At 64.3% G+C, this 3,014-nt stretch carries 2 protein-coding genes and 2 pseudogenes; all 4 read left to right on the forward strand.

Going from position 1 to position 3,014, the window contains the following annotated elements; translation table 11 throughout:
* A partial coding sequence (locus JCM25143_RS20240) for a PD-(D/E)XK nuclease family protein (protein ID WP_035371479.1) occupies positions 1-662 on the forward strand: 662 nt, incomplete at its 5' end.
* Positions 659-985 carry a thioredoxin TrxA gene (trxA, locus tag JCM25143_RS14755; RefSeq protein ID WP_025861785.1) on the forward strand — a complete coding sequence of 109 codons (327 nt, stop codon included), beginning with the start codon at positions 659-661 and terminating at the stop codon, positions 983-985. The genes JCM25143_RS20240 and trxA, both read left to right, overlap by 4 nt.
* A 113-nt stretch (positions 986-1,098) precedes the next feature.
* A pseudogene (accD, locus tag JCM25143_RS20245) lies at positions 1,099-2,003 on the forward strand (acetyl-CoA carboxylase, carboxyltransferase subunit beta).
* 33 nt (positions 2,004-2,036) lie between these two features.
* Positions 2,037-3,014 (forward strand): annotated as a pseudogene (locus JCM25143_RS20250) (bifunctional folylpolyglutamate synthase/dihydrofolate synthase); the annotation flags it as partial.

Here is a 3,014-nt window from a genome sequence, read left to right on the forward strand (position 1 = left end):
CGCCGCTGGCGGTGGGTGGGTTGCCACCGGGCAAGGCGCGCGAGGCGGCGTTCCACCGTGGCAATATGGTGCATGCGCTGTTGCAGTTCTTGCCTGATCATCCACCCGCACGGCATCTGGAACTGGCGCGGCGCTGGCTTATGCGCGCCGCTAGTGGGCTGGATACGCATGAGGCGGAAACACTGGCCGCGCAGGTGGTGGCGGTGTTGCAGGCCCCCGACCTTGCACCGCTTTTTTCACCCGGTGGCCGGGCCGAGCAGCGTCTGGCCGGTGTGGCGGGCGGGCAGGTTATCATGGGGCAGGTGGACCGTATGTGTGTGCTGCCTGAGCGGGTTTTGGTGTGCGATTACAAAAGTGGCCGCCATCCGCCCACCCGCGTGCAGGATACGCCCGTGCTCTACCTACGGCAGATGGCGGCGTACCGCGCCCTGCTGCGCGGCCTGTGGCCCGAGCGCACCATTACGTGCATGCTGGTCTGGACCGAGGGGCCACGGTTGATCTGCTGCCCGACACGCTGTTGGACGGGCATGCCCCCGCCGCCGTGCAACCCGCCGCCCCTTGACCCTGCCCGTGGCCGCCCTAAGTGTAGGGAACTGAAAAAACCAGCCTCCGGGGTGCAAGGCCCGTGGGGCGTTTGTAGAGCAGGGAAATTCCGAATATGAGCGAACATACTCTGGCTGTCAGCGATTCCAGCTTCGAGGCCGATGTCCTCAAGGCATCTGGTCTGGTGCTGGTTGATTTCTGGGCTGAATGGTGCGGCCCGTGCAAGATGATCGGCCCGGCCCTTGAGGAAATCGGGCGTGACCTGCAAGGCAAGGTTACGGTCGCCAAGGTGAATATCGACGAGAATCCGCTTACCCCCAACACCTATGGCGTGCGCAGCATTCCGACACTGATGCTCGTGCGTGATGGCAAGGTTGTGGACACGAAAGTGGGCGCTCTGCCCAAGAGCCAGCTTAAGGCTTGGGTTGAATCCGCAGCCTGAACAGGCAGCATGGTCGCGCCATAAAGCTTGGCAGAATGGCGCGGCCAGCGTAATGCAGGCGTTTGGGCCGCATTCCGGTCGACAGTAATCATAGCGCAGGCACAGGGTTTACGATGAGCTGGATCACCGAATATGTCCGTCCCAAACTTCGCGGCCTTCTGCGTCGTGAGGTGCCGGATAATCTGTGGACCACCTGTGAGTCCTGTAACCAGATGCTGCTCAGCAAGGAGCTGCGCAAGGCCCGCAACGTGTGCCCGCATTGTGGCCACCACATGCGCGCCCTTGTGGCCGACCGCCTGAAATGGACGTTCGATAACGGGGTGTTCAGCCGGATCGAACTGCCGCAGGCGCCGGTGGACCCGCTGGGCTTCCGCGACCAGAAAAAATATACCGACCGCCTGAAAGACGCGCGCGCCAAAAGCCATGAGGACGAATCCCTCGCGGTGGCGCATGGCACTATTGGCGGGCACCCCGCCGTTGTGGCTGTTATGGCGTTCGAGTTCATGGCGGGCACCATGGGCGCTGCTTTTGGCGAGCGCTTTGTAGCCGCCACGCGACTGGCCATTTTGCAGAAATCGCCTCTGGTGGTGTTTACCGCCTCGGGTGGAGCGCGCATGCAGGAAGCGTTATCAGCCTCATGCAGATGCCGCGCACCACGGTAGCGGTGCAGATGCTGCGTGATGCGGGTCTGCCTTACATTGTGGTGCTGACCAACCCCACCACCGGCGGGGTTACGGCTTCCTTCGCCATGCTGGGCGATGTGCAGATTGGCGAACCCAACGCCCTGATCGGCTTTGCAGGCCCGCGCGTGATCGAGGATACCGTGCGCGAAAAACTGCCGCCGGGTTTCCAGCGCTCTGAATACCTGCTCGACCACGGGATGCTGGACATGGTGGTGGCGCGTAAGGATATCCCCGCGACACTGGCACGCGTTATCGGCCTGCTGATGCGCGCCCCGGCCGACGTAACGGCCCCGCCGCCGCCCCAGAAGGCGGAACCCGCACGGGCAGCGGAGTAAGCGCCCCGTGGCCACCGGCAGGGGGCTACGGCCATGACCGAGTTTACTGGCCGCCCCGGTGAAATTCTGGAGCGGCTGAACCGGCTGTATCCAGCCCTGATCGATCTGTCGCTGGATCGGTTGCAGGCGCTGCTGGCCCGTCTGGGCCACCCCGAAAACAAACTGCCGCCGGTTATCCATGTGGCGGGCACCAACGGCAAGGGCAGCACCTGCGCCACCCTGCGCGCGCTGGGCGAGGCCGCGCTGGCGCGTGCATGTCATGACATCGCCGCATCTGGTGGATGTGACGGAGCGCTTCCGTATTGCGGGGCAACTGGTCAGCGAGGCTGAGCTGGTGGCCACGCTGGAGGAAATCGAGCGGGTCAATGATGGCGCGCCCATTACCGTGTTCGAGGTACTGACAGCTGCCGGTTTCGTGCTGTTTGCCCGTCACCCTGCCGAGCTGGCCATTATCGAGGTGGGTCTGGGCGGACGGTGTGATGCTACGAACGTGCTCACCCGCCCCGCCGCATGCGTGATTACCGCCATATCGCGCGATCACGAGGCGTTTCTGGGCGATACGCTGACCGCCATTGCCATGGAAAAAGCCGGGATCATCAAGCCCGGTGTGCCGGTGGTAACTGGCTACCAGCACCCCGAGGTACTGGCCGTGCTGCGGGCTGAAGCGGCGAAGCTGGGCGCACCGTTGGCCGGCCGGGGGCAGGAATGGACGGTGGAAATCCTGCCTGCCACAGCCTCTAGCGAGGGTGAGGTAGGCACGAACAGTAGTGGCAGCCTGAGTGGTGCTGCTGGCCTGCGCCTGACAGACAGCCTTGGCACGCTTACGCTGCCAGCCCCCTCGCTGCCGGGACCATGGCAGTGCGAAAATGCTGGTCTGGCCGTGGAAGCCTGCGGCTATCCGGCCTGAACGTGCCTGATACGGCTTGGCAGGGTGTGGGCCGGGTTTCATGGCCCGCGCGCATGCAGCGCCTGCACGGCACGCTGGCGGCCATGCTGCCAGCAGGGTGGGAG

It is taken from the genome of Acetobacter papayae JCM 25143 (genome assembly GCF_000613285.1).
GTDB classification, from domain to species: Bacteria; Pseudomonadota; Alphaproteobacteria; order Acetobacterales; family Acetobacteraceae; genus Acetobacter; species Acetobacter papayae.